The sequence below is a fragment of the Pseudomonas sp. S3_A09 genome, from assembly GCF_054668065.1.
The window spans coordinates 5,862,238-5,887,835 of the sequence record NZ_CP162752.1; the positions used below are offsets into that span (position 1 = coordinate 5,862,238).

Consider the following 25,598-nt stretch of genomic DNA (forward strand, 5'->3'; position numbering starts at 1 on the left):
AGGCTGGCAGCTGAGGCGGCCAACGATACTCGATTTCCTAGACCGCCGCAGCCATGCGGCCTCTGGCGCCCCAGGCGAACGTCACGACCATCAACAGCCCCAAGCCCGCCATCGCGGCACCGGCCAGGGAGATCGCCGGATAGCCCAGCCCTGCGTTGATCACCGCGCCACCCACTGCGGCGCCAATCGCGTTACCGAAGTTAAAGGCGCCGATATTCACGGCCGAAGCCAGATTCGGCGCGTCTTTGGCCGCTTCTATTACGCGCATCTGCAAAGGCGGCACGACTGCGAAGCTGGCGATCCCCCAGATAAGGATGCTCACCGCTGCGGGTATCGGCCAACGCATCAGGAATGCGAAGGCCAGCAGGACCAGGATCAGGGCGCTCAGCGAAACGATCAGGGTCCGGTCGATCGAGCGGTCTGCCGCCTTGCCGCCCCATATATTGCCCAGCGTCAACCCGACACCGAACAACACCAGCATGGCCGTGATAAAGGGGGTAGACGCATGGGTCTCGTTGCTCAGGATCGGCGCGATATAGGTAAACACGGTGAACATAGCACTGGAACCCACCACGGTCAGGGCCAGTGCCGCCAGTACCGAACCGCGCCCCAACACCTTGATTTCGGCCAGCACACCGTCGCTTTTCGGCAGCGGCAGGTTTGGCAGCGCGAACCACAGCGCGACCATGGTCACCAGGCCCAGTCCGCCAATGCCCCAGAACGCCGTACGCCAGCCAAGCAGTTCACCAAACCAGGTCGCCAGTGGCACGCCACCAATGGTCGCGAGGGTCAGGCCCATGAACATCGCCGCGACGGCTCCGGCGCGCTTGTCCGGCGCGACCACACTGGCGGCGACGATGGAACCGACGCCAAAAAACGCGCCATGGTTGAGCGAAGTGATGACGCGGGCGATCAACAGGTCGTAATAGCCGGTTGCAAGCGCCGACATCACGTTACCCAGGGTGAAAATGGCCATAAGGCCGACCAGCAAGTGACGACGGGGAATCTTGCCGGTGGTCAAGATCATCAGGGGCGCGCCGAGCAATACCCCCAGGGCGTAGGCGCTGACCAACAGCCCCGCAGTGGGAATCGAAACGCCAAGGTCATTGGCAATAGTGGGCAACATGCCCATGGGCGCGAACTCAGTGACGCCAATGCCAAAGGCACCGACAGCAAGGGCTACAAGGGGTGGATTGATACGCATGGAAGACTCCTCATTTATGCCGCAAATGCTACGATCTACGCTTTAACGGCACTAGACCGTTTAATTGGCAATCACCTTTGCGCGCGAGGCAAAAATGGATTTCAACGGCAGGTCGGGTGAGATGGCTGTATTCGCGATGGTGGCGCAGGAAGGCAGCCTTTCGGCCGCGGCACGGGCACTGGGACTGACACCTTCAGCCGTCAGCCGGGTCATCGCGCGCACGGAACAGCGCCTGGGCAGCCGCCTACTCATTCGCACGACCCGGGCCATCGCCTTCACCGCCGAAGGCGAGGTTTACCTTCGCGGCGCTCGGCGCATCCTGGCCGACATGGCCGAAGTCGAGGACGCCATCGCCGACCAGGGTGCCCCCAAAGGCAGGTTGCGGGTCAGTGCGGCCCTGGGCCACGGCCGCATGGCCATCGTGCCCCTGGTGGCAGCGTTCAGCGCCCGCTATCCGAACATTGTGGTGGACCTGACCTTGGGCGACGAAATAGTCGACATCCTCGGCGGCCAAGCCGACGTCGCGATACGCTTTGGCGACCTGCCAGACAGCCCGCTGACGGCGCGCCGCATCGGCGACACCGGCCAGGTCGTGGTGGCGTCGCCTGACTACCTTCAGCAACACGGCACGCCTCTGGAGCCGAACGATCTGTTGCGGCACAACTGCCTGCGTTTCAACTTCCGCCGGGCCCAACCCGATTGGCCCTTCGCGCAGAACGGCAAGACGTTTTCGCTGAAGATAAACGGCAATATCGAATGCAGCAGTGGCGAAGCACTTGCTCAACTGGCGCGACTAGGCGCCGGTATCGCGCGCATCGGCACGTTCACGGTTGCAGAGGACCTGCAACGCGGTCACCTGGTGCCGCTGCTGGAGCCCTGGAACCCTGGCGACAGGGAGCCGATCCACGTGGTGTTTGTGGGCGGTGCGAGCATGCCGGCGCGGATCCGCGTGTTTGTGGACTTCTTGCTCGAACATCACCGGCTATAAACGCGCAGGCTTGTGCAGGCGCTCAAGCACCTCATCAGCGGCCTCTCGCCATGCCTGCGTCGCGCCTTTATCTCTGAGCACCTCCAGCCCCGCCGCCGTGAAGGTGCCAGGTGTGGCAATGGCGCGACCCAACGCCTCCAGGCTGGTCGACGGCTGGTGGCGGGCGCTGGCCAGGCAGTCTTGCAGGTTGCCCATCACCAGTTGGACGGCCTGCTCTCTGGACAGGCCTTTGTCGGTAAACCACTGCTGAAGATCGCTCAGGAAGAAATAGAACCAGCCGTTCATGCAGGCCGCGACAGTGGCCAACTCGAACGCCTCCTCCTCGTCCAAAACAACCAATGACCCCAGCGCGCCCAGCAGCGTTGCATGGGGTTCACCGCCGGGCGTGACCACCACCGTGGTCTGGTTGATCTGGGCGGCATAGGACAGCATGGCACGGACCACACGCGCCCGCGGGAAACGGCGCTGCAATTCCACAAGCTTCAATCCAGCCACCAACGACACCAGCGTTTGCTCAGGTCTAAGCTGCACTTCATCAGAAAGCTGTTGAACCACCTCCGGGCGCACACCCAGCACCAATAGATCGGCGCCATCGACGACCTGTTGATTGTCGGCCCTCACCTCGCAGTTCCACTGTTTAGCGAGTTGCTGCGCACGTTCCTGGTTGCGCGGCGACAGCAACACCCGCCCCTCAAACCCGCTGCGACGCAGGCCGATCACGACCTTCTCCGTCAACTCGCCGACGCCCAGGATTCCAATCTTCAACACGCTGTCTACTCCGATCAATTCTGTAGTCGAGGCCATCATAGGCACGATTCCCGTATTCATGCAGGCATGGGTTCACGCTACACTCGCTGCTCTGAAGATCAGCCAGGAAGGCAAGCATGGGCACTCAAGGTAAAGACCGACAAATCGACAACATCGAATTCAATGTCAGCGATATTGCCCGGAGCAAAGCCTTCTACGGCGGTGCGTTCGGCTGGACCTTCGTCGATTACGGCCCCACCTATACCGAGTTCAGCGATGGCCGTCTGACTGGGGGATTCACAACGGGGGAGCCGGTGCGGCCGGGTGGGCCTTTGGTCATCTTGTACGCCGATGATCTCCATGGGACGCAGCAGCGGCTCAAAGCCCTGGATGCGCTCATTACCCGCGAGACATTTACGTTTCCTGGTGGAAGCCGGTTCCACTTCATGGATCCGGATGGGTACGAACTAGCAGTCTGGACTGCGCAAACCTAGGCGCCTGGGATACGAGCGCGACACCCAACAGCAGAGTGAACGGATGCCCATGGCCCTACTCTTTACACTGTAGCCAATGGTCATCTGACAAGCCCTCATCTACATAAACGGGGCTGGAACAGCTTGTCGTGCATGAATGGAGGACACATGCGGATCTACATTACAGGTGCTTCATGCGCCGGCGTGACCACACTGGGACAACACCTCGCCACTCGGCTCGGTCTGCGCCAGGTCGATGTCGATGATTTCTACTGGATGCCCACCGACCCTCCGTTCACGACCAAGCGGCCACCCAGCGAACGCGTGTCACTGATGCAACAGGCACTCGGTGACGACGGTTGGGTGCTGACCGGCTCTTGCATGGTCTGGGGAGACGCGTTGATTGCTGATGCAGACGTGATTGTGTTCGTCGTCACGCCAACGCCCCTACGCCTGGAACGACTGGCTGCCCGCGAAAAGGCGCGCTATGGAGATCGAATCGCACCCGAAGGTGATATGCATCAGATCCACTTGGCCTTTCGGGAATGGGCTTCGCAGTATGACGACCCGAATTTCTCGGGGCGCAACCGGGCGTTGCACGAGGCGTGGCTATCACAACTGACGGCCCCGATCTTACGGGTCGACGGGGCTAACAGTGTTGAAACAATGGTGACGGCGGTCGTTCATACGGTGTCGAACATTGCGCAATAGCTGGAAACATGAACGGCTGAGGCTGTCCAACGACGTCCACTGCCCTTATCCTCACAGCTCCCCGCCCACGCGAACCCGGAGCCGCCATGGACCTCGCCACCCTCGCCCTTTTCCTCCCCGCCTGCTTTGCCCTGAACATGGCGCCCGGCCCGAACAACCTGCTGTCGGTGAGCAATTCCACGCGCTACGGCTACCGCACGTCATGCCTGGCCGGCATCGGTCGCTTGCTCGCCTTTGCCGGGATGATCGCCCTCGCTTCGGCCGGCTTGGCCGTGGTGTTGCAAACGTCGGAGTTGTTGTTCTATGGGATCAAGATACTCGGCGCGGCGTACCTGTTTTATCTGGCGCTTCAGTTGTGGCGCGCCAATCCGGAAGCAGAGGCGCAATCGGCCACGGCCAGGGTGGGACTGTGGGCGTTGGCGCGGCAGGAGTTCTTAGTGGCGGCGGGCAATCCGAAGGCGATTTTGATCTTCACCGCCTTCCTGCCTCAATTCGTGGTCCCCGGCGAGCCAGTCACCCCACAATTCGCGCTGCTCGGCGCGATGTTCCTGGTGCTGGAGTGGATCGCCATCAGCGCCTACGCCTATATGGGCCTGCACATGCGGCGTTGGTTTGCCGAGCCTCGGGGCAAGCGGATCTTCAATCGGTGCTGCGCGGGGTTGCTGTCGGCGGCGGCGACGGTGTTGTTGATGGCGCGCCGGGCTTGAGCAATGCATTGTTTGCAAAGCCCGACCGCTCTTGAGGTCAGCTACCTTCTGGCCATTTGGTTTTAATCAAACACCTTCAAAATTTTACGAGCTCTAGAATGACGCAACCATCTGAGCCGCTCTCCCCAGGAAGTCCGGGCGTTGAAGCAGCAGCGACGCTACCATTTAGACCTCCTTTGCCTCCTGCGCCAGCCCCTTTACAAGCCTCCAAGGAGCTTCCCGATGCTCCAGCACCTGGTACATCCCTTTTTCCGCTTTCACCGGCACGGCCTGGCGTGGCTGACTCAGGAACAGCGTCGGGCTTGCGACACTCCACACTCAGCCCCCCTCCCGCACCACCCGCACCGTTGTCAGTGACGCTTGAACGTTCAAAAGCACCAGTAGCACCTGAGCCTCCAGCAGCGATCACACCACTCTGACTCCCATATACCGGGGTATACGCCGCTACGTTTGTATTAACCGTCGTAATACTGCTAGATCCTCCATCCCCCCCTTTATGTCCTCCAGAATCGTCGGTAGCACCTCCCATGCCCCCCTTACCTCCAGCGCCAACATTAATAGTGATGGCCTGGACATTAAGGTCCTTTGAAGGAGGATAAAAGTTGCAGACTGTAGTTGCACCACTTCCGCCACCACCACCGGAGATTCCATTTATGCCCAAATTAGACACATACGTCTCCACAAAATTACCAGTATTGGAACCACCGCCAGCACCACCACCTCCCCCCCAATCAAAGTGACCCGAATGCTTCTAATATCTCCCCACTTGGGAGCGGTATATTTATACTGACCCGCCTTGTTGTAAACCTCGTCTGCAGGGGCGAGTGTAGAGATGAAGGCACTGATGACGATAGCGGCATAGATAAACGAGGTTTTACCGTTCGATGTGCTCATGACCCGTATCGTCCTTAGTTGTTAGCGCGAAGGTTTACTGAACATTGGGACCAAATACACACGGTGTAACCTGTAAGAACTGACAGTTTCTTATACCGAGTCGGCATAAATAACCACCTCAAAAACGCAATAAAGTCCGCTTCATCTACGCAGGCTAGACCTGCCAACCGGCCAACGCCAAGACTGAGTTGCCCCCCTTTAATAACATCTGGAAACAGCCTCTCGATTGCCGACCAAAGCATCGTCTGCTCGCATGACTGCCCCCCATAACAATCAGCCAGATCAAGGAGAGATTCGATGAAAACCCTGGTAGTAGGCACCAGCAAAGGACTGGGCAAAGCCCTGATCGAAGGTCGCGGCGAGCCTGGGGACACGCTGATCGGCGTGTCCCGCAGCCGCCCCGAGCAGTTGGATTACAAGGACGGCGTGGCCGCCCGGCGGATCACGGTGTGAGCAGAGACGAACGCGTCGTCTAAACTTCACACACCGATTCTTCATGGAGACCGACCATGGCCCGCAAAAATACCCTCTGCCTCTGGTACAACGGCAACGCCCTGGAGGCGGCAACCTTCTACGCCGAGACCTTCCCAGACAGCAGGGTCAACGCCGTGCACCTGGCCCCCGGCGATTACCCGTCGGGTAAACAGGGCGACGTATTGACCGTGGATTTTACGGTGCTGGGCATCCCGTGCATCGGCCTTAACGGCGGCCCGATCTTTCCCCATACCGAGGCGTTTTCATTTCAGATTGCCACCGATGACCAGGCCGAGACCGACCGTTACTGGAACGCCATCGTCGGCAACGGCGGCCAGGAAAGCGCCTGTGGCTGGTGCAAGGACAAGTGGGGCTTGTCGTGGCAGATCTCACCGCGCGTGTTGACGGACGCCGTGACCCACCCGGATCGTGCAACGGCCAAGCGCGCATTCGATGCGATGATGACCATGAAGAAGATCGACATCGCCGCGATTGAAGCGGCGGTGGCCGCGGGCTAAGGCAACGCCTTGAGCATGGCCTTGGCCGCCAGGGCGTGGACCTCGCGGGTCGGGTGCCATTCGTCCCAATAGTAATGCGCATCGGCATTGGCACACACCGGTTTTACTTCCGGGTAGGTGGGCTGACACGGCGCGTCCAGGTCCGTGAACCCATTGGCTTGCGGATTGGCACGTAGCGCGTCGCTGAACGCCAAGTGGTCGAAGTAAGTGACCTTCGCCACGCCGATCTGCGCCAACACGGACGGTAATTTCTGCGCGAGCAATTGCTGGTACTTCTTCGCGTTGTCGACGTGGTTGCCCTGCACCACGGCGGGCACGTGGCTGAGGTCCGTAGTACCCACCACCATCACATGCCTGGCCCCCGCCGCCACCAGTTGCTCGGTGGCACTGCGGATGTTGGCCAGGCTCGATTCGCTCAGGGCTTCAATGCTTTCAGGATGGGAGAAGTCGGCCCATTCGAAAAAATCGTTGGCCGAGATAAAGATGAAATACAGCGCCTTGGGGTCGGCCTTGTGGGACTTGGCGGCCTGCAAATGCTCGGCGACTTGGCCGAGCAAGCCTGTGTCCTGGGTTGGCATCATCCACGTGTAGTAATTGCCGTGGCCGCTTTTGGCGCCGCCCACCGCGTAGTCGGTCAACGGTGTTGTCAATGCCTGGGCCAAACCTTCAACGGCGGTCGGGCCATTGCTCCAGCGTCCTTTCCAGTACAGTGGGCCGGGCAGTGCCTGGGCGTCTTTGACCTTTTGCGCGGTAAGCCGGGTGGTGAGCGCTTCGCCCGCGCCATTGTCGGAGTAGCTGTCGCCAAAGGCATACAGATGATCATAGGTCGAGGCGCCAAAGGCGGTCGAGACAGACAGGGTCAGCAAAGCGGCCAAACACGCGCGTCGGATCATCGAGGTTCTCCCGGAGTGTGTGGATAGACTACCGGCTGGTTGAAAGCACGGCCGCATAATTGCGACCCGCACATATCCGGCGACGGCTGCATAAACTCAAACGCGCCCCGTTGACACGCTTCGTAATATTCCATGAAGATGGGGGCCTTATTCAGGGTGTGCCATCCCATGTCTGCAACGTCTTCCGTCAACCTTTTCGCCATTGGCTCTCTTGCCAAGGCGCAAGGTTGCGTTGCGCACGCCCTCAAATCGAAGAAACAGTCGCTCATGTGACCGGGGCGCGCTGTCCCGTCAGATGAGCTGACAGGACATTGAGCCCGATTCGCACAATTCCCCTCTGCCCTTCTGACGGTGACTCCAGCGGTCAATCATCAGGAGAAAGTGCATGTCATCGTTTCAAGGTATCTGGGTTCCCGTGGTCACGCCGTTCCATGACGGCGCCATCGACTTCACCGGCCTGCACCGTCTGGTTAGCCACTTGCTGGAGAAACACGTGGCCGGGATCATGGTGTGCACCACCACTGGGGAAGCGGCGGCGCTGAGTCGCCAGGAACAACTGGCGGTGCTCGATGCGGTGTTGCAATGGGTACCGGCGCACCGCGTGGTTATGGGTCTGGCGAGCTATAACCAGATTGAGCTGCTGCAGTTCCAGCGCGAAATCCTGCAACGCCCGGTGGCGGGGCTTTTGGTGCCGGCACCGAGTTACATCCGCCCGTCCCAAGCGGGTTTGGAGGCGTTCTTCCGCACCGTGGCCGATGCCTCCAGCGTGCCAATCATTCTCTACGACATTCCTTACCGCACCGGCGCTACCTTCGAGCAAGCCACCTTGCTGAACATCGTCGCCCATGAACGCATCGTGGCGATCAAGGATTGTGGTGGCAACCTCGGCAACACCCTTGCACTGCTGGCCAGCGGTGATGTGGAGGTGTTGTGTGGTGAAGACGTGCAGATCTTCAACGCCTTGTGTCTGGGTGCGACCGGTGCCATTGCGGCTTCGGCTCACCTGCAGACCGAGCAGTTCGTGGCGCTGTGCCAGTTGGTGCGGGACAATCAGCTGGCAGAGGCGCGAGCGACTTTTTCGAGTTGCTGCCATTGATCAACACCATGTTCATGGAGCCCAACCCCGCACCGGTAAAAGCCGCGCTGGCCCTGCAAGGCTTGATCGGCAGCGAATTGCGTGCGCCGATGCAAGCCGCCAGTACCGCCGTTGTCGCGCGCTTGCAGCAGGTACTGGACCCGACCCGCTAACGTGCCTGGCGGATGTACGCAACGGCCCGTACGGGTGGACCTAGTCCAAGCCCTGGCAAAAATCTAACAGCCGAAACCGACCAAATGTGGGAGCTGGCTTGCCTGCGATAGCATCACCGCGATACATCTGAAACACCGAGGTGGCTGCATCGCAGGCAAGCCAGCTCCCACAGGGATCAGCGTCAGGCTGAGGTGATGTTGGCGCGAGCCGAGTGCAGCTTCTTGTAACTCTCAATCAGGCGTTGGTGCCGGTCCAGCCCTTCCAGCTTCATGCTGGTCGGCGTCAAACCATAGAAGCGCACGTCGCCCTGCACCGAGCCAATCACCGCATCCATCCGCTCATTGCCAAACATGCGACGGAAGTTGGCTTCGTAATCCGCCAGTTCCAGGTCATCGTCCAGCTCCATCTCCAGCACCGCATTCATCGCCTGATAGAACAGGCCACGTTCAGCCGTGTTGTCGTTGTACTGCAGGAACATCTCCACGCACTCCTTGGCCTCTTCATACTGCTGCAAGGCCAGGAAGATCAGCAGCTTCAGCTCCAGGATGGTCAGTTGGCCCCAGGCGGTGTTGTCATCGAACTCAATGCCGATCAGCGTGGTGATATCGGTGTAGTCGTCCAGTTCGCTCTCGATCAGGCGCTCGACCAACGCTTGCAGCTCTTCCTCGTTGAGGCGATGCAGGTTGAGAATGTCTTCGCGGAAAAACAGCGCTTTATTGGTGTTGTCCCAGATCAGATCGTCCACCGGGTAGATTTCCGAGTAATCCGGCACCAGGATGCGGCACGCGGTGGCGCCGAGGTGTTCGTACACCGCCATATAGGACTCTTTACCCATGCCTTCCAGAATGCCGAACAAGGTCGCGGCCTCCTGGGCATTCGAGTCTTCGCCTGCGCCCGTGAAGTCCCACTCGACGAATTCGTAGTCCGACTGGGCGCTGAAGAAGCGCCACGACACCACGCCGCTGGAGTCGATGAAGTGCTCGACGAAGTTGTTCGGCTCAGTCACCGCCTGGCCTTCGAACGTCGGTTGCGGCAAGTCGTTCAGGCCTTCGAAACTGCGACCTTGCAACAGTTCGGTGAGGCTGCGTTCCAGCGCCACTTCCAGGCTCGGATGCGCGCCGAAGGAGGCGAACACGCCACCGGTGCGCGGGTTCATCAGGGTCACGCACATCACCGGGAACTCACCACCCAGGGACGCGTCTTTCACCAGTACCGGGAAGCCTTGGGCTTCGAGGCCCTGGATACCGGCGAGAATGCCTGGGTACTTGGCCAGCACCTCGGTCGGCACGTCTGGCAAGGCGAACTCGCCCTCGATGATTTCACGTTTCACCGCGCGCTCGAAGATCTCCGACAGGCACTGCACCTGGGCTTCGGCCAGGGTGTTGCCAGCGCTCATGCCGTTGCTCAGGTATAGGTTTTCGATCAGGTTGGACGGAAAGTACACCACCTCGCCGTCCGACTGGCGCACGAACGGCAGCGAAACGATGCCGCGCTCTTCGTTGCCGGAGTTGGTGTCGAACAAGTGCGAGCCGCGCAGCTCGCCCTCGCGGTTGTAGACCTTCAGGCAATAGGTGTCGAGGATTTCACTTGGCAGCTCGTCGTTGGGCCCCGGCTGGAACCAGCGCTCATCCGGGTAATGCACGAATGGCGCATTCGCCAGTTCTTCACCCCAGAACTGATCGTTGTAGAAGAAGTTGCAGTTGAGCCGCTCGATGAACTCGCCCAGTGCCGACGCCAAGGCGCCCTCCTTGGTCGCGCCCTTGCCGTTGGTGAAGCACATCGGCGAATGCGCATCGCGGATATGCAGCGACCACACGTTGGGTACGATATTGCGCCACGACGCGATTTCAATCTTCATGCCCAAGCCGGCGAGAATGCCGGACATGTTGGCAATGGTCTGCTCCAGCGGCAGGTCTTTGCCGGCGATGTAGGTGCCGCCCTCGGAGGTTGAGTTGGGCATCAACAAGGCCTGGGCGTCGGCGTCCAGGTTTTCGACTTCTTCGATGACAAACTCAGGCCCGGCCTGCACCACTTTCTTGACCGTGCAACGGTCGATGGAGCGCAGGATGCCTTGGCGGTCCTTGTCGGAGAGGTCCGCGGGCAACTCGACCTGGATCTTGAAGATCTGGTTATAGCGGTTTTCCGGGTCGACAATGTTGTTCTGCGACAGGCGAATATTCTCGGTGGGGATATTGCGCGTCTGGCAGTACAACTTCACGAAGTACGCCGCGCACAACGCCGACGACGCCAGGAAGTAATCGAACGGCCCCGGTGCCGAGCCATCGCCTTTATAGCGGATGGGCTGGTCGGCAATCACCGTGAAGTCGTCGAACTTGGCTTCAAGTCGGAGGTTGTCGAGAAAGTTGACCTTGATTTCCATGGGGGCACACCAGAATAACGGCTAAACAAAAATGGCCGCCATTATGAGGGGTTTCATCGGGAAGTTTCAGGCTTTTGACCAGTGGCTGGCGAATTGACCAATGTGAATTAACCTTTTCGCAGATGGCGCCGATGGACTGAGTGCAACCATGGAGTAGTCGGAATGCGCAATAACCAGCCCGTAACACAGCGTGAGATTTCCCTCGCGCCTTCGCAAAAACTCATTTCCGCCACAGATGTCCGAGGTGTCATCACTTACTGCAACGACGCCTTTGTCGATATCAGCGGCTTTGAACGTGCGGATCTGATTGGGGCACCGCAAAACATCGTCCGTCACCCGGATGTGCCCCCCGCCGTGTTTGCGCACATGTGGGGCGCGCTCAAACAGGGCCTGCCCTGGATGGGTATCGTCAAGAACCGCTCGAAAAACGGCGACCATTATTGGGTCAATGCCTACGTCACGCCCATCTTCGACGGCAGCAAGGTCGTCGGTTTCGAGTCCGTGCGGGTCAAGCCCACGGCCGATGAGATCCGCCGGGCCCAGGCCCTGTACCGACGCATAAGCCAGGGCAAACCGGGTGTTCCTCGCCAGGACGCCTGGCTGCCGGCCGCTATCAATTGTGTCCCGTATGTGGCAACTGGGCTTACCGGCAGCCTCGCCGGCATGTTCCTCAGTGCGCCCGTCGCCATCGCTGTGGCCGTTGCCGTCGCAGTACCGGTGGGCGTGCTCTGTTCGCGTTGGCGTCAAGGCAGCACGTTGCGGCTGTTGCACGGCGTGGAGCCGTCGACCTCGGATGCCTTGATCGCGCAGATGTACAGCGACGCACGTGGGCCTCAGGCACGCCTCGAAACGGCGTTCCTCAGCCAGAACGCGCGCCTGAAGACCTGCCTCACCCGCTTGCAGGACAGCGCCGAGCAACTGAGTGCCCTGGCCGGGCAATCCGATCAGTTGGCCTCCGCCAGCTCCAAAGGCCTGGACCGTCAGCGCGTTGAAACCGAACAGGTCTCGGCCGCCGTCAACCAGATGGCGGCCACCACCCAGGAAGTCGCCAGCCACGTGCAACGCACCGCCGACGCCACCCAGCAGGCCAACGTCTTGACGGGCCGCGGTCGTGAAGTGGCAAGGGATACCCGTGAGGCGATCGAGCGTTTGTCTGCGGTGGTCAGCGAAACCGGCGTCACCGTGGCGCAACTGGCCAAGGACAGTAACGAAATCGGCAGCGTGGTGGACGTGATCAAAGGCATTGCCGACCAGACCAACCTGCTGGCCCTCAACGCCGCCATCGAAGCCGCACGGGCCGGCGAGCAAGGCCGTGGTTTTGCCGTGGTGGCTGACGAAGTGCGCCAACTGGCGCAGCGCACGTCGCAGTCCACCACCCAGATCCACGGGTTGATCACCCAGCTGCAGGCGTCCTCCAACAACGCCGTGCAAAGCATGGAAAACGGTCAACGCCAGGCCCAGGAAGGTGTGGCCTGGGTGCTTGAGGCGGACCAGGCGCTGGTGGGCATCAGCGAAGCCGTGTCGCATATCACCGACATGACCACCCAGATCGCCGCTGCCACCGAGGAACAGAGCGCCGTCGCCGAGGAAATCAGCCGCAACATCACCACCATCGCCGAACTGGCCGACCAGACCTCGCTACAAGCCCATCAATCCACTGACCTGAGCAAGGAGCTGACGAACACCGCGTCCACCCAATACGCATTGGTCGAGCGCTTCAACCGCTGAGCCTGCACTGAACGTGTCGTGGCAAGCGCGCTTCCTGGGGTGAGCGCGTTTGCCACAAGAAAATCGCGAACCACACGATAATGGCGATATGCTTGGGCACCACCTCCACCCAGCACGAAGCCCGACCATGTCCATCACGGATAACCTCCTCGCCTTCACCTTCGCCGCCACACTGCTGACGCTCACACCCGGTCTCGACACCGCTCTGGTGCTCAGGACCGCCACGGTCGAAGGCAAGCGCCAGGCGCTGCAAGCCATGCTGGGGATCAACGCCGGTTGTCTGCTGTGGGGCGCGGCGGTTGCGTTTGGCCTGGGGGCGTTGGTTGCGGTGTCGGAAGTCGCCTTCAACCTGCTCAAGTACTGCGGCGCCGCGTACCTGGCCTGGTTGGGCTTGAACATGTTGCTGCGTCCCCGTCGCTCATTGACCAACGCCGGGGCGGATGCCAAGCCCGCGGGCAACTGGTTGATCAAGGGCATGCTGGGCAACGTGCTCAACCCCAAGGTGGGGATTTTCTACGTGTCGTTCCTGCCGCAGTTCATCCCCCAGGGCCAACCGTTGATCCTCTGGACGTTCGGTCTGGTCAGCATCCATGTGCTGCTCGGGCTGGCCTGGTCACTGGTATTGATCGGTGCTACGCAACCACTGTCCGGTTTCCTGCGCCGTGAAAAAGTCATTCAGTGGATGGACCGCACCACCGGCATGATCTTTGTGTTGTTCGCTGCGCGGCTGGCGTTCAGCAAGCGCTGATTCGGAACCCACCCAGCCGGCGGCTCCAGTGGCAAATACGTGCACGAGTTGCGTCCGCGATTAGCCCAGGCGTATTGAAAGTTCGATGTCATCGGCAAACGCCACGGACAGGTAGCCGTTCTCCGGTGCGCGCACATGGGCCAGGTATTCAGGGCAGTAATCGGTGTTATCCGCCACCACCAGTGCGCCGGGGCGCAGATGGCTTTCCACCAGGCCGAGCACGTCGCCATACAGCGTCTTGGCGCCGTCCAGCAACAGCAGGTCTACGCTGTCCGGCAGGTCGCTGGCCAGGGTGACCAGCGCGTCGCCTTCGCGGATATGAATCAGGTCACTCACGCCGCCTTCGATGAAATGCTCGCGCGCCAGGGCGATCTTCGAAGCTTCGAATTCGCTGCCGATCAGCACACCACCACCGTTGTCACGCAACGCAGCAGCCAGGTGCAATGTGGACAGGCCAAACGAGGTACCAAACTCGACAATCGACCGCGCCTTACTGCTGCGCGCCAGCATGTAGAGCAGTTTGCCGGTGTCGCGCGACACCGGTAGCCACAGGTCCTTGAGCATCGAATACAGCGCCACATATTCGGTCTTGCTGTGCATCAGCCGCTCGCGCTCATCCTTCGACAGCGTGTTCAGCACTGGGCTGGTAGCGGCGCCGGCTTGGGTATACAACCGTTCGATCAGGGGCGCCAAAGGCGCAGTGGACAGGCTCGACATAATTGATTTCCGTAGAGTTGGGACTAAGATGCGACTAATTCGTCGCATTAAAAGTATGCGAGTGATTTATCGCGTCCGCTATTCGCATTAGCCCTGCCTCCGGAACCCTGTATGACCACCCGCCAGACCCCGCGTATTTCCACGCGCAAACAGCCACAACAGGCACGCTCCACCGAGTTGGTGGCGGCAATTCTCGAAGCGGCTATTCAGGTTTTGGCCAAGGAAGGTGCCACCCGTTTCACCACCGCACGGGTCGCGGAGAAGGCTGGCGTGAGTGTGGGTTCGGTTTACCAGTATTTTCCGAACAAGGCGGCAATTCTGTTCAGGTTGCAGAGTGACGAGTGGCAGCAAACCACCCAGATGCTGCGCGGCATCCTGGCGCAACATGCCGAGGCACCGCTGCATCGCCTGCGCACACTGGTGCATGCCTTCATCAGATCAGAATGCGAAGAGGCCCCGATGCGCGTCGCGCTGAATGACGCGGCGCCGCTCTATCGCGATGCTCCGGAAGCCCTGGAAGTGCGCGCAGCGGGGCAGCAGATATTCGAGGCGTTCATGTTGGAGTTATTGCCCGAGGTGACCGAGCCAACCCGCACACTGGCCTGCGATCTGATCCTGACCACGCTCAGTTCGGTCGGCAAGGATTTCTCCGGCAGTCCACGCACACCTGAAGAAATCGCTGTTTACGCCGATGGCATGGCTGATATGTTTCGTGCCTATGTGAGCGCGCTCAACTATTCCTGAAGCGCCGATACCCCAGCAACGGACTGCACATGAACTTCTTCAAGAAACTGTTCGGCTCATCGACAAAAACGGAAGTACCTGCGCCTACGCCCAATGCAGCGGAGTCGCCCGAACCCGACGCCGCCAACCACGCCGCTCGCCTGGCCACCGCCGAATGCCTGGACCGACACTGGCAGTCCGTGGGCACCGTCGAGAAAGACGTGCGCACAGGTGGGCGCGCGGCGCGGGAAGATTTGGTGGCGCGGTTACAGGCGGCAGGGGTTGGGCATGTCAGGGGTGTTTATCGGGAGAGCGTGGTTTAGCAGTGTTTATTGGTGAGCGTTTTGAGGGGGAGCTATCGGCCAGAAGCGATCACTCGATCCACCTCAGCCTCCAGCTCTGCTGGAAACCAGGAACGATTGCCGCCCTGCTTCCGACTCTATCCACCCAGCACGCCCGGACTGGAACCCGACCTGGTCATTTCAACGGGTCATAGGTGACCAATGTCTTCGGCTCCAGATACGCGCTCATCCCCCACCTGCCCATTTCGCGCCCAAGGCCTGATTGCTTGAATCCACCGAAGGGGGCGCGCGGTTCGTGGGCCAGGGTGTTGATGAGCACGCGTCCCGAATCGATCTGAAGGGCGAGGTTCATACAACGCTCGGGACTTTTTCCCAGCACCAGGGCGCTCAGCCCATAGTCCGTATCGTTGGCAATACTGATCGCATCAGCGTCATCCTCGTAGGGGATGATTGTCAGCACGGGGCCGAAGATTTCCTCACGCGCGATGCGCATCCGGTTGTTGGCCTCAGTGAAAATCGTGGGCTTCACGAACCATCCGGCGTGCAAGCCTTCCGGGCGCCCTTCGCCACCCGACAGTAACCTCGCGCCTTCTTCCTGGCCGATACGGATGTAGCGCTGCACCCGTTCCCACTGTTTCTGGCTCACCATGGGGCCGATGTCGGTGTCGGCGTTGCGCGGATCGCCCGATTGAATCTGTGAGACACCCTCCTTGGCAATCCGCTCGAACTCTGCCAGCCGGCTGCGCGGCACGAGGATGCGAGTGCCCGCGATGCAAGCCTGGCCACTGTTGAGAAATCCGGCCTGCAACACCAGCGGCATGACTGCCTGGAAATCCGCATCGTCAAGCACCACGGTGGGCGACTTGCCGCCGAGTTCCAGCGTCACGCGCTTCATGGTGTCAGCACCGGTTTTGACCAGATGTTGGCCGATAGCGGACGACCCCGTGAACGAGATTTTGGCAACGTCGGGGTGACGGGCGATTTCCTCGCCGACCACATTGCCTCGTCCGTTGACGATATTGAATACACCCGGTGGCAGCCCCGCTTCGTGCAACGCCCTGACCACGACCTGCGTCTGCAACGCGCTCATCTCGCTGGGCTTGATGACGGCGGTGCAGCCTGCCGCCAGCGCGGTGGCCAGCTTGTTGCAGATAAAGCCCGCATTGCTATTCCAGGGTGTGATCAGACCGGTAACGCCCAGGGGCGTCAGAATGACCCTGGCCATGCCGACCTGCTCCTCGAATTCGAACGCTTCCAGTACATTGATTGCTTGCGCGATCACGTCAGCCGCATAAGTCGCCATCGAGCGCCCGCGGGCCATAGGTGCGCCATATTCCACAAGGATGGCTTCCAGCAGTTCTTCCTCCTTTGCCGCCACGGCCCGGTGCATGCGTCGCAGTGCCTCAATGCGCTCCTCCCGGCTGGTAAGCGCCCACGCCGGGAACGCAGCCTTGGCGGCGGCGATGGCACGCTGTGCGTCCAGCGCATCGCCCAGCCGAACCTGACCGATGACTTCCTCGGTGCTCGGGTTATGAAGGTCGAACCATTCCTGACCGTTTGGAATGACGAACTCACCGTTGATGTAGATGTGTTCAATGCGTTGCATGGCAACTCCTCACTCAAAATGACTCGCCTGAACCGAGCCTCTGTGAAGGAAGTTTAAGAAGGGATCATTGTTCCGATAAGCTATCCTTTGACTTATGAAGCATCCGCAATTTCAGGACAATCCATGCACAGAACAGGAATGACCGAACTGGAAGTGGTTCTGGCCGTTGCTCGCCGCAGCAGCTTTCGTGGCGCAGCACAAGAGTTGGGCATGTCCACCACCGCCGTGAGCAGTGCGGTGGCCGGCCTGGAAGCGCGCCTGAAGGTGCGCTTGTTCAATCGCTCCACGCGCAGCGTTGCCCTCACCGACATCGGGCAACGCTATGTGGAACGCATCGCCCCGGCGTTGGCACAGATCAAAAGTGCCGGCGAAGAGGCCAGCGTCGGCCCCGACGAGCCCAGCGGCACACTGCGTATCAATGCACCGCATGGTGGGGCCTATCTGCTGCTGGAGCCGCTGTTCAAGCAGTACGCTCAGCGCTATCCCGACGTGCGCATCGACATCGTCAGCGAATCAGGCATGGTCGACATCGTCGCCGGAGGTTTCGACGCGGGGATTCGCCTGGCAGAGTCGGTGCCACAAGACATGATTGCCGTAAAACTGTCAGATGACATTCGAATGCTTGTGGTGGCAACGCCCGAGTATCTCGAACGCCAGGGTGTGCCCGAGCATCCGCAAGACCTGCTCAGCCACCAGAGCATTGGCATGCGCATGGCCCACGGCGGCCTCTACCAATGGGAACTGGAGCGAAACGGTGAAAAGTTGCAGATGAATCTGCCGGTGCGCTTCATTTTCAACGAGATGCTGGCTATCAAACAGGCCGTGGTGTTGGGCCTTGGCATCGGTTTCATTTCCGAGTGGTTCGTACAGGAAGAACTGGCCAGCGGCGCCCTGGTGCCAGTGCTGGTACCGTGGTGCCCGTCGTTCGGCGGTTTGAGGCTTTACTACTCGGGCCATCGCTTCGTACCGCCGCGATTACGCGCATTGATTGATCTGGCGCACGCGCTGCGGCCCACTGTGGTTTGAGCATGTCGCTATGGGCCGTTTTCGGCCAAAAGCAGACATTAACGTCGGAGATAAACGGCGGCTGATAAGTTGGCAAAATCGGCCAATCAGACGTTCATGTCGATCAATCCGCTAGTCCCTCTCATGCTCGGCCAGCCGGCATGAATGTCCCGCAAGTGGGGCAGTCAACGCCATCGCTCGCCATTTGCATAACCCCCTCGCCGCACTCCGGGCAAACCTGCCCCCCATAACCGGGAGCCATTTCTCGCAGCAACGCGGCTTGCGATGAAACGGCAACAGCCCCTAGCGAAAAGCATGCTCACAATTAGCGTGCCCTGGCTCACCCCCCTACAAAATACCTGTACAGAAATAGCACTACGCATTTTTACAGCGCTCGCAGGATTCTATCGGCCCAAAGAGGGCATTGGGCTGTATCGCCGCCAAACAGTAGTCAGCCCGATAGCCGGACCTCTATTCCTGGCGCTTGCCAGGAACCGGAGGTTACTGACCGTTCATCGGGATTGAGTGATGTCATGACGACATCATTCCAATATAGTTGTACAAGAGTTGTACAAGAACAAATTCTTGTACAAGATTCCACCGACTAGGAAATAACGCCGCGACTCGTTGCCGTCGAACAAAAGAATGCCTGCGCAGGATGCGGACCAAGGGCGAATACATACCCTTGCAGGTGTCCCTAAATTGCTCCTCCCACTACGCAGGTACATCATGCCAACGCACACTCCCCGGCTCTCTACACGGACCAGTCTCTATGCCGGCTATGCCAGCCTGCTCGCGTTTATGTTGCTGATCGCCGCTATCTCGCTGTACGCCCTGGCTAACAGTAATAAGGACTTTTTTCTCTACGTTAATGGCGTTGATGCACGTACCCGCCTGGCCAACACACTGAACGACGCCGCCGCCCAGCGTGCGATTGCCCTGCGTAACATCGCCTTAAACAGCAATGTCACCGCGAGAGGACAGCAGCGAGGCGCGATTGCCGCCAACGAACAATTGGTGGCCAGCAGCCTCGCCGCGCTACGCCAGGCAACTGATAACCATGGTGATGTGTCGCCCAAAGCACGTGAACTGTTCTCAACCATCGAGCAGGTCGAGAGCCGCTACGAACCGGTAGCGCACACCATTGCCGAACACCTGTTCAAGGGTGAAAACGATGAGGCCCTGCGCATGGTCAGCGAGCAGTGCACACCATTACTGGCCGAGCTGACACAGGCAATTGGCGAATACCTGCGCTACACCAACCAGAGAGCAGACCTGCAGGTCAGCGAAAATGACGAACACTATCTGTCACAACGCAACCTTCTGCTCGCCATTACTGCGCTGGCCGTCTTACTAGCAGCGGTACTGGGCTACGTCATCAGCCGCAACCTGCTGCGCGCGCTGGGTGCCGAACCGAGTGAACTCAACCAGCTCGCCCAACGGGTTGCCAACGGCGATTTGCGCGCTAGCGAACGCACGATTGAGCCACCACAAGCCAGCATCATGGCCGCCCTGCTGAGTATGCAGGAGAACCTGCGGGACATGACCAAGGGCATAAACCTGTCTTCACAGACCGTGGCCGAATCCAGCCAGGAGCTTAGCCAATCGAGCCTGAGAAACGCCGAAAGCGTGGCCATGGCACAGTGCGAGGTCGAGCAGATCGTCACCGCCGTTCACCAAATGGCCGCCACCGTGCAGGATGTCGCGCGCAACGCCGAATCCGCCGCCAGTGCCGCCAGCGAGGCCGATAGCGCGGCCCTGTACAGCCAGCAGAAGGCCAAAGATGCCGTGAACATGATCAGCGAGCTGGCCGAGACAATCGAACAGTCCAACATGGCCATGGGCCGGCTGAAGAATGAAACCGGCAATATCGGCGGCGTGCTTGAAGTGATCAAGTCGGTGGCCGACCAGACCAACCTGCTGGCCCTCAATGCAGCCATCGAAGCTGCCCGTGCTGGCGAGGCCGGACGCGGCTTCGCGGTGGTAGCCGACGAGGTGCGCAGCCTGGCACAGCGTACCCAGAAGGCCACCTCAGAGATCGAGGGGCTGATCGCCAGTCTGCAGAAAATTGCCGACGAGACCTCGCAGCATATGCAACGCTGCAAGAGCTCCAGTGCGCAGTCGGTGTCCGGCGTTTCCGAGGCCGGTGACGCGGTAAGCACGATCGTAACCATGATCGAGCGGATCAACGGCATGAACCACCAAATCGCCGCTGCCGCCGAGCAGCAGAGTACCGTTGCCGAGCAGATCAGCCGGGGCATCGTGACCGTCAGCGAAAGCGCCGAGCAATCCGCTGCAGCCTTCCGCAGCGCTCAGCAGGAAAGCGAAGGACTGGCACGCACCAGCGTGACATTGCGAGAGAACATCTCGCGCTTTCAGCTCTAGGGTCTGTTGCCGTTTCATCGCAAGCCGCGTTGCTGCGAGAAATGGCCCCCAATTAGCAGCAGGACGCAGGTAATGGTCCGATTCCTGTAGCAACAGCGGGGGCCATTTTCCTAGCGGCCTTATGGTCTGACCACAATTGTGCAATACCTGCCATTTTTGAGCGTCTGCTTTTGGCCAAAAGCAGACTGTGGACAGGCAGCCGTTGATGTCTCTACGCTGGACAATCTAGTGACAGCACAGCGGTAAAAAAGGAGTAGTCACGTTGGAAGTTGCCATTGATCGAGATAGCGTTCATGCAGGAGATGATCTGGGAAGCCATGCGACGTCGATCACACTCGATCCATCAGCAACGCTGCGCGCCTTAATCGAAGTGATACAAGAAGCCGGCTACTTACCGGGTATCAATGGAGGCAAGGCTACTTGGATTATTTGGTCGTCTGACAAACCAATAGGTGTTTCAGCGCAGCAATGGCCAGCACCTAAATTGACCGTGCCGCCCGAAAGCACCGTTGATCAATATTTCGGAAATACCGAACCTCGCCTTCTGTTCAGATATTGGTGTCAGGCAGATCCAGATGAGGTCTTTTCGAATATCAAGACCGGAAATGAGCCACCTTCACGATTTTAGGATTGGCGGTGGACATTTCTGTCGATCAATGCGGTTCAGATGACTGCTTTGGGTCGAAAGCAGCCGGTCACGACTGACCGCTTTAGACCCGAAGCGAACACTTCTGTGTGCCATACAGGTAATGAAGGATGTGCGGCGCAGAGCCGATCAGCGATTGTTTTCGCCTAGGAGCACGGTTACGCCTCTGCTTTAATCAGCACGCCACTCTTAACCCGCGCATCCAGAATCGCGGAAAACGCCTTAAAATCGTGCGCGGATTCCGGGGCAACATACATCAAGTTGCCAAAGTGGTCGGCGTAGTCTTGAAGGTAAAGGCCATTGCTCCCGTAATACTGTTGCGCAATCTCATTTCCAGCGTCGTTCAAGTCCTCCTCGGTAAATTTGCCATCGCAATACCTGAAGAGAAACTCGGTGGCGGAGAGTTCGCCGCTGATCACGCGGGCGACGGCTTCAGGCTCTTCCTCGGCGTGAAAGTCGCCAGCCCAGCCTTTAATAAAACACCATCTTAAGAACAGCGCTATGTGTGTGCCGCCATGTTCCGGTGGTTGGCCTGCTGGAAAGTATCCGCCATGGTGCCAGCTTGCATCATCGTATTTCATGGGCGTCCTTGAGATGTTTTGCGTTGAAAACGGGAGTTTGATTTATCACGATTTCGCAGGGATAAGGTAGGTCTGTTTTAACGTTCAGCCACCCCACGCAGTATCTTGGGTCATTGAACCGTCCTTATCGACGTGATCGCCAGGAAGGTCGTCGGCCCATCGGGACCGGACGGCCCCCGATAGCACCCTTGCGCCTGGAGGTGATGAACCGCTGCGGCGGTCAGTTCCCAGGCCATGCTTTCATCCTGAATGGCAAAGGCCTGGTCGTCGCCAAACAGGTCAAACCCCGTGATGGCTTGAAGCTGCTTGAGTGGCAGCGCGGCCTCGCGCAATGCAGGGTCGACGCGAGGGTTGCTCCAGGCCCATTTCCAGGTGCTGAATTTACCCGAGTAGCTGCCGATGCTTACGACGTCTGCCACGACGGCCAGCCTGTCGTGGCTGTCGAAGAACTGGAGTACCGCCGTGGATTGTTCGAACCACCAACGGGCCATTTCGCCCAGCCCGTAAACCCGGCTCAACTCCGTCTGTTTCAGTGACAGCTCATCCATCACTTGCGCCAAAAATGCTTCAAATTCATGGTCCGTCATGGACGTCTCCTTGTTGTGCAGGAAAAGCCAGCCGATACCTGACTTCCTCCAGTGTCACGCCGCCCCTTATCAGGTTGCGCTCACTGCCGGCATCCGCGACACAGCCTGCCCTGCGATAAAACCGGATCGCTCTTTCATTAAGGCTCAAGACCCAAAGCGTCACCCCCTGAAACCCACACTCCCTCAATGTCTGCAGGCCGGCCTTCCACAAGGCCAGCCCGGCGCCCGTTTGCCAATACCGGGCTAACACGTAGATGGCCATGACCTCGCCGGTGTTTGCCCCAGCGGCATCTTCGTCACGGCTGGCGCCCACAGAGATCCAGCCGACGACTTGCTTATCCACCTGCGCGACCCACACGTTGGACTCATCCGATTCTAACGCGCGCATCCAGAAGGATTCACGCTGAGCCAGGGTGGCTTCCAGCGAACTCAGGTATTGAGCAGGCATCAGGTCACGATACGCGGCTTGCCAACTGCTGATATGCACCTGGGCAATGGTCTTTGCATCAGAGGGTAATGCCTTGCGGATCATTGAAGTATTCCTGCTTCGTACTCTGGACAACAACGGTAGCGAATACAGGTAACGGATTTATTTTTTCATTCAGTAATCCGCCACCTTTCAGGCTTCGAAAAATTCGCTGTCTGGAAGCACACGCAGGCTGATATGTTTCGAGCCTCACGCAAAGGGAGGTGCCATGCAACCGTTAGCCACCAACGCCGCACTGCTGATCATCGACATGCAGCAAGGCATGAACGAACCGAAGCTGGGGCGACGCAACAACGCGGATGCTGAAGTGCAGATGCAGCGCCTGCTAAAGGCGTGGCGGCAATCCAACCGCCCGGTCGTGCACATCCGGCACATGTCCCGCTCGCCCGACTCGGTGTTTTGGCCGGGCCAGCCGGGGTGCGAGTTCCAGCCCGCGCTGCAACCGCTTGCCCTGGAGCATGTGGTGGAGAAGAACGTTCCGGATGCGTTCACCGCGACAGGGTTGGAGCGTTGGCTGCACGTGCGTGGGATCCGGCAATTGGTGATCGCCGGCGTGATCACCAACAACTCGGTCGAGTCCACGGCACGCTCAGGCGGCAACCTGGGCTTTGCGGTGACGGTGGTTTCAGACGCCTGCTACACCTTCGATCAAGTCGATTTATCCGGGCGCCTTTGGCCTGCTGAAGACGTGCATGCGTTGTCGCTGAGCAACCTGGCGATGGACTATGCCGGGGTTGTAGAGACCGACGAAATACTGGCTCATTGCTGAGTGGAGCCGTCATGCATTCGGTGCACCGAATGCGTCAGCATTGGACCCGCTGAAGATAGTCTTCCAGCGTATCGACATGCGCTGAAGAAACCACCGCCCCAACATACCCATCAGGACGCACCAGCACCCACTCGCCAATCGCCAGCCCATAGATGCGTTGAAAGTGCCCCTGGTCGTCGATCAGCTCGCCGCCGGCCCCAACCGTATGAATCTGCACACCAGGCCGCGCCTTGACTAAGCCACCCGCCACGCCGTAGCCCAGCAGTGTCCAGTGGGGTCCCTGAAAAAGGTTGAACAACCGCAATGCCTGCCCAGCGACACCCCGGACCGGCGCGTCCGGCGCTCGGTCGCCGGCGGCAACGCCGTTGCGCACGGGGTGCTGCAACGCCAGCGAGGACGTGGGGTAGCCGATGTCCAGTTGGTGCACTTCCCTGCCCCGCCGCAGCTCGCCGCTCTTCATCTCGCCGAGCAGTTGGGTGGACAAACCGAGCACCGAGGCGGCGACCGGCCGGCGCTCCTGTTCGTAGGTGTCGAGCAAACCATCAGGCGCTCCATGCACCACCGCAGCCAGCTTCCAGCCGAGGTTGTAGGCGTCCTGCACACTGGTATTGAGGCCCTGGCCACCGGTGGGCGGATGGATATGGGCGGCGTCCCCCACCAGCAGCACCCGGCCCTGGCGGTATTGATCAGCCAAGCGTGCGTTCATGGTGTAGGCCGACGACCAGGTCACGCTGTGTACCTGGAGATCGCCGCGGCCGGTGCGCTGGGCGAGCAGGTGCGTGAGCCCTTCGGCGCTGAAGTCGATGTCGACATCCGCCGGGATCGGCGCCTGGATCTGAAACAGGTCGGTGCCGGCCAGTGGACATATCGCAATCTGGCGCTGCCCATCCCCCTCTCCGAAGCGGTGCCAGGCATCACGTGTGAGGCCGCTGAGTACCACATCTGCCACCAGGGCACGTACACCAAGGGTCTTGCCGGGGAAGCCGATATCCAGGGCGTGCCGGACAAAGCTGCGACCGCCATCGGCACCCACCAGCCAACGTGCACGAACGCTTTCTTCGCCGGCCTTGCCGAGCAGTCGCGCGGTGACGCCCTCGGCATCCTGTTCGAACCCCACCAGCTCACAACCAAACTCAGGCTGGTGGCCCAGTTCAAGCAAACGTTCGCGCATCACCTGTTCGGTCAAAAACTGCGGCACCATCAACGGTTGCTGGTAGGGCTCAGCGGGTGTCGGGGCGTTGGTTTGGGTGAATTCGACGTCGCGGTAGCTGCCATCGTCGCGGTAGCGCCGGTCAGTCGGATAGACTCCACCCACGGCCATCAAACGATCGAGAATCCCCAGGTCTTCGAAGACTTCCTGAGACCTGGGCTGGATGCCCTTGCCACGGGAGCCGGGGAAAGGCTGCTGGTTCTTTTCGATCAAGCGAAAGGTGATGCCCCTTCTCGCCAGGTCGATCGCCAAGGTCAGGCCAGCGCCACCGGCACCGCAAATCAGTACATCGACAGCAAATTGCGTTTTCATACTGGATCACCTATATGTGCAATACGCACATATTAAGAGAGGCCAACACTGTGTCAATAAAAAATATGCAAAACGCACATATATCTGCCCAACTGCGTGACCTGCATGGCTCATTAGTTGAGATCGTGGGGGTGATGAACCGCCCGCAACGCGACGAGGCGATGGTCCGCGAAGCTGGGATTTCCCTGGACCGCGCCCTGTTTCCATTGCTGGTGCTGGTAGAGCGGCTGGGTCCGATTGGTGTGGTCGAACTGGCCGACCGCGTGGGCCGCGACTACACCACGGTGAGCCGGCAGGTGACCAAGCTGGAAAGCTTGGGCCTGGTGTTGCGCCAGGCAAGCGCAATTGATCGCCGCGTGCGAGAGTCGGTGATTACCGATAAAGGCAAGGCCATGACTGACCGTGTCGATGACGCGCGGGAGAGGATCGGTGTGTCGATCTTCTCCACTTGGGAGGAAGGTGATTTCGACAACCTGGTGCGGTTGATGCGCAAGTTTGCAGAGGACATCAAGGCCGATTCAGTGCGTGCGACGGAGGGCATCGCCTAGGGCCAT

At 59.8% G+C, this 25,598-nt stretch carries 25 protein-coding genes and 3 pseudogenes; 17 read left to right on the plus strand and 11 right to left on the minus strand.

The window, feature by feature from the left end; translation table 11 throughout:
* Window positions 1-37: 37 nt before the first annotated feature.
* Window positions 38-1,204: an MFS transporter gene (locus AB4N92_RS27250; RefSeq protein WP_460128777.1), complete on the minus strand. Its 1,167-nt coding sequence runs from the start codon at window positions 1,202-1,204 to the stop codon at window positions 38-40.
* Between the two features lie 94 nt (window positions 1,205-1,298).
* On the opposite strand from AB4N92_RS27250, the gene AB4N92_RS27255 reads away from it, so the two are divergent.
* Entirely contained in the window at window positions 1,299-2,192 is an 894-nt protein-coding gene (locus tag AB4N92_RS27255; RefSeq protein ID WP_031291303.1) for a LysR family transcriptional regulator, read from the plus strand.
* Here AB4N92_RS27255 and AB4N92_RS27260 read toward each other — a convergent pair.
* Window positions 2,187-2,960: a pyrroline-5-carboxylate reductase family protein gene (locus AB4N92_RS27260; RefSeq protein WP_031291300.1), complete on the minus strand. Its 774-nt coding sequence runs from the start codon at window positions 2,958-2,960 to the stop codon at window positions 2,187-2,189. The genes AB4N92_RS27255 and AB4N92_RS27260 overlap by 6 nt on opposite strands.
* A gap of 116 nt (window positions 2,961-3,076) precedes the next feature.
* Between AB4N92_RS27260 and AB4N92_RS27265 the strand changes: the two genes are divergently transcribed.
* From AB4N92_RS27265 to AB4N92_RS27275, 3 genes are all read left to right on the plus strand, one after another.
* Window positions 3,077-3,433 (plus strand): VOC family protein, encoded by a 357-nt coding sequence (locus tag AB4N92_RS27265; protein WP_010210182.1) that lies wholly within the window; start codon window positions 3,077-3,079, stop codon window positions 3,431-3,433.
* A gap of 147 nt (window positions 3,434-3,580) precedes the next feature.
* A complete protein-coding gene (locus tag AB4N92_RS27270) occupies window positions 3,581-4,123 on the plus strand; it encodes an ATP-binding protein (protein WP_047541765.1) in 543 nt (180 codons plus the stop codon).
* Between the two features lie 86 nt (window positions 4,124-4,209).
* Window positions 4,210-4,830 (plus strand): LysE family translocator, encoded by a 621-nt coding sequence (locus AB4N92_RS27275; protein ID WP_010210180.1) that lies wholly within the window; start codon window positions 4,210-4,212, stop codon window positions 4,828-4,830.
* Between the two features lie 651 nt (window positions 4,831-5,481).
* Here the strand turns inward: AB4N92_RS27275 and AB4N92_RS27280 are convergent.
* Window positions 5,482-5,724, minus strand: coding sequence for a hypothetical protein (locus AB4N92_RS27280; RefSeq protein ID WP_205517771.1), 243 nt, complete (start codon window positions 5,722-5,724; stop codon window positions 5,482-5,484).
* A gap of 297 nt (window positions 5,725-6,021) precedes the next feature.
* Between AB4N92_RS27280 and AB4N92_RS27285 the strand changes: the two are divergent.
* Window positions 6,022-6,156, plus strand: a pseudogene (locus AB4N92_RS27285) (SDR family NAD(P)-dependent oxidoreductase); the annotation flags it as partial.
* A 77-nt stretch (window positions 6,157-6,233) separates the two neighbouring features.
* Complete coding sequence (locus tag AB4N92_RS27290; protein ID WP_106119172.1) at window positions 6,234-6,716, plus strand: VOC family protein; 483 nt, start codon at window positions 6,234-6,236, stop codon at window positions 6,714-6,716.
* Here AB4N92_RS27290 and AB4N92_RS27295 read toward each other — a convergent pair.
* Complete coding sequence (locus AB4N92_RS27295) at window positions 6,713-7,609, minus strand: SGNH/GDSL hydrolase family protein (protein ID WP_010210175.1); 897 nt, start codon at window positions 7,607-7,609, stop codon at window positions 6,713-6,715. The two genes, AB4N92_RS27290 and AB4N92_RS27295, sit on opposite strands and share 4 nt — an antisense overlap.
* A 385-nt stretch (window positions 7,610-7,994) precedes the next feature.
* Between AB4N92_RS27295 and dapA the strand changes: the two are divergent.
* Window positions 7,995-8,857: pseudogene (gene dapA, locus AB4N92_RS27300) on the plus strand (4-hydroxy-tetrahydrodipicolinate synthase).
* A 182-nt stretch (window positions 8,858-9,039) separates the two neighbouring features.
* On the opposite strand, the gene AB4N92_RS27305 reads toward dapA, so the two are convergent.
* A complete protein-coding gene (locus tag AB4N92_RS27305; protein WP_021493020.1) occupies window positions 9,040-11,238 on the minus strand; it encodes an OsmC domain/YcaO domain-containing protein in 2,199 nt (732 codons plus the stop codon).
* Window positions 11,239-11,400: 162 nt separating this feature from the next.
* On the opposite strand from AB4N92_RS27305, the pseudogene AB4N92_RS27310 reads away from it, so the two are divergent.
* From AB4N92_RS27310 to AB4N92_RS27320, 3 genes and pseudogenes are all read left to right on the plus strand, one after another.
* Window positions 11,401-11,673 (plus strand): annotated as a pseudogene (locus AB4N92_RS27310) (PAS domain-containing protein); the annotation flags it as partial.
* 228 nt (window positions 11,674-11,901) lie between these two features.
* Window positions 11,902-12,966, plus strand: coding sequence for a methyl-accepting chemotaxis protein (locus tag AB4N92_RS27315; RefSeq protein ID WP_412177532.1), 1,065 nt, complete (start codon window positions 11,902-11,904; stop codon window positions 12,964-12,966).
* Between the two features lie 127 nt (window positions 12,967-13,093).
* The gene (locus AB4N92_RS27320; protein ID WP_042572280.1) at window positions 13,094-13,714 is read left to right on the plus strand and encodes a LysE family translocator; all 621 of its coding nucleotides are present in this window, start codon (window positions 13,094-13,096) and stop codon (window positions 13,712-13,714) included.
* Between the two features lie 60 nt (window positions 13,715-13,774).
* Here the strand turns inward: AB4N92_RS27320 and AB4N92_RS27325 are convergent, their stop codons facing one another.
* The gene (locus AB4N92_RS27325; protein ID WP_044287260.1) at window positions 13,775-14,431 is read right to left on the minus strand and encodes an O-methyltransferase; all 657 of its coding nucleotides are present in this window, start codon (window positions 14,429-14,431) and stop codon (window positions 13,775-13,777) included.
* A gap of 111 nt (window positions 14,432-14,542) precedes the next feature.
* Between AB4N92_RS27325 and AB4N92_RS27330 the strand changes: the two genes are divergently transcribed.
* Window positions 14,543-15,175, plus strand: coding sequence for a TetR family transcriptional regulator (locus AB4N92_RS27330; protein WP_021493017.1), 633 nt, complete (start codon window positions 14,543-14,545; stop codon window positions 15,173-15,175).
* A gap of 29 nt (window positions 15,176-15,204) precedes the next feature.
* Window positions 15,205-15,477 carry a hypothetical protein gene (locus AB4N92_RS27335; protein WP_010210163.1) on the plus strand — a complete coding sequence of 91 codons (273 nt, stop codon included), beginning with the start codon at window positions 15,205-15,207 and terminating at the stop codon, window positions 15,475-15,477.
* A 154-nt stretch (window positions 15,478-15,631) separates the two neighbouring features.
* Here the strand turns inward: AB4N92_RS27335 and AB4N92_RS27340 are convergent, their stop codons facing one another.
* Window positions 15,632-17,062, minus strand: a complete 1,431-nt coding sequence (locus AB4N92_RS27340) for an aldehyde dehydrogenase family protein (protein ID WP_010210162.1) — start codon at window positions 17,060-17,062, stop codon at window positions 15,632-15,634.
* A gap of 123 nt (window positions 17,063-17,185) precedes the next feature.
* Between AB4N92_RS27340 and AB4N92_RS27345 the strand changes: the two genes are divergently transcribed.
* The 3 genes from AB4N92_RS27345 to AB4N92_RS27355 all read left to right on the plus strand — a co-directional run bounded on the left by AB4N92_RS27345 (window position 17,186) and on the right by AB4N92_RS27355 (window position 21,080).
* Window positions 17,186-18,088, plus strand: coding sequence for a LysR family transcriptional regulator (locus AB4N92_RS27345; RefSeq protein ID WP_031291298.1), 903 nt, complete (start codon window positions 17,186-17,188; stop codon window positions 18,086-18,088).
* 708 nt (window positions 18,089-18,796) lie between these two features.
* Window positions 18,797-20,452 carry a methyl-accepting chemotaxis protein gene (locus AB4N92_RS27350; protein WP_031291295.1) on the plus strand — a complete coding sequence of 552 codons (1,656 nt, stop codon included), beginning with the start codon at window positions 18,797-18,799 and terminating at the stop codon, window positions 20,450-20,452.
* Between the two features lie 262 nt (window positions 20,453-20,714).
* Window positions 20,715-21,080, plus strand: coding sequence for a hypothetical protein (locus tag AB4N92_RS27355; RefSeq protein ID WP_460128787.1), 366 nt, complete (start codon window positions 20,715-20,717; stop codon window positions 21,078-21,080).
* Between the two features lie 176 nt (window positions 21,081-21,256).
* Here the strand turns inward: AB4N92_RS27355 and AB4N92_RS27360 are convergent, their stop codons facing one another.
* The 3 genes from AB4N92_RS27360 to AB4N92_RS27370 all read right to left on the minus strand — a co-directional run bounded on the left by AB4N92_RS27360 (window position 21,257) and on the right by AB4N92_RS27370 (window position 22,798).
* Window positions 21,257-21,679, minus strand: a complete 423-nt coding sequence (locus tag AB4N92_RS27360; RefSeq protein ID WP_236267064.1) for a DUF7832 domain-containing protein — start codon at window positions 21,677-21,679, stop codon at window positions 21,257-21,259.
* A 110-nt stretch (window positions 21,680-21,789) separates the two neighbouring features.
* Window positions 21,790-22,266 (minus strand): DUF6882 domain-containing protein, encoded by a 477-nt coding sequence (locus tag AB4N92_RS27365; RefSeq protein WP_236267063.1) that lies wholly within the window; start codon window positions 22,264-22,266, stop codon window positions 21,790-21,792.
* Window positions 22,253-22,798 (minus strand): GNAT family N-acetyltransferase, encoded by a 546-nt coding sequence (locus tag AB4N92_RS27370; RefSeq protein ID WP_021493012.1) that lies wholly within the window; start codon window positions 22,796-22,798, stop codon window positions 22,253-22,255. The genes AB4N92_RS27365 and AB4N92_RS27370 overlap by 14 nt, the downstream gene beginning before the upstream one ends.
* Before the next feature lie 163 nt (window positions 22,799-22,961).
* Between AB4N92_RS27370 and AB4N92_RS27375 the strand changes: the two genes are divergently transcribed.
* Window positions 22,962-23,522: a cysteine hydrolase family protein gene (locus tag AB4N92_RS27375; protein ID WP_010210149.1), complete on the plus strand. Its 561-nt coding sequence runs from the start codon at window positions 22,962-22,964 to the stop codon at window positions 23,520-23,522.
* Window positions 23,523-23,556: 34 nt separating this feature from the next.
* On the opposite strand, the gene AB4N92_RS27380 is transcribed toward AB4N92_RS27375, so the two are convergent.
* Window positions 23,557-25,044 (minus strand): FAD-dependent oxidoreductase, encoded by a 1,488-nt coding sequence (locus AB4N92_RS27380; RefSeq protein WP_236267062.1) that lies wholly within the window; start codon window positions 25,042-25,044, stop codon window positions 23,557-23,559.
* A gap of 134 nt (window positions 25,045-25,178) precedes the next feature.
* On the opposite strand from AB4N92_RS27380, the gene AB4N92_RS27385 reads away from it, so the two are divergent.
* Window positions 25,179-25,592: a MarR family winged helix-turn-helix transcriptional regulator gene (locus AB4N92_RS27385; RefSeq protein ID WP_021493010.1), complete on the plus strand. Its 414-nt coding sequence runs from the start codon at window positions 25,179-25,181 to the stop codon at window positions 25,590-25,592.
* Window positions 25,593-25,598: the final 6 nt, after the last annotated feature.